The 510-nt window shown below is 23.5% G+C and carries 1 protein-coding gene; it reads left to right on the forward strand.

What is annotated here, in order from left to right:
* Positions 1-113 precede the first annotated feature (113 nt).
* Complete coding sequence (locus ACF91D_RS31675) at positions 114-419, forward strand: DNA-directed RNA polymerase subunit alpha C-terminal domain-containing protein (protein WP_392438684.1); 306 nt, start codon at positions 114-116, stop codon at positions 417-419.
* The last annotated feature ends 91 nt before the right edge of the window (positions 420-510 follow it).

The following is a 510-nucleotide window of genomic DNA, read 5'->3' on the forward strand; positions in this document are numbered from 1 at the left end:
GGTATTTCTAGTGATATTGACAGATAGACAATTAAATGGATTTATATTTTAAAATTATATAGTGTGTAAACGAACATCTATACTGATTTAAGATTAGGAGGAGAATGTTTTATATGGAAAAAATTAGTGACTCAAAATTATCAAATCGTTCTAAAAACCAATTAATAAAGAATGGTTATGTATATACTTATCAATTAAAAAATATAACGGATGAAATTTTAGAAAATATTAAAAACTTAGGCGCTAAATCCGTTCAAGAAATTAAAGAATTTAAGGGAAATATAGTTTCAGCTTATGAAGTTGATATTCAAATTCCTTTAGACGTGCCTATTGAATCACTAAAAAAAATTGAGATTAAAAAAGTGATTGATAACGAACATATTTTAAGTATTTTAAAAATAAATATAAAGATATATTGACTACTTTGGTCAATTCATGTACGATTTAAATGACCAAGATAGTCAATTTCGAGTGTTAAAGGAGGACATTTTTATTAATATTATATTTAAT

Source organism: Staphylococcus sp. 231237_7MaSpsaltlick, assembly GCF_043107035.1.

What these genes read in the sequence shown, in the direction of transcription:
- ACF91D_RS31675 (WP_392438684.1), top strand. Translation starts at nt 114, where the DNA reads ATGGAAAAAATTAGTGACTCAAAATTATCAAATCGTTCTAAAAACCAA.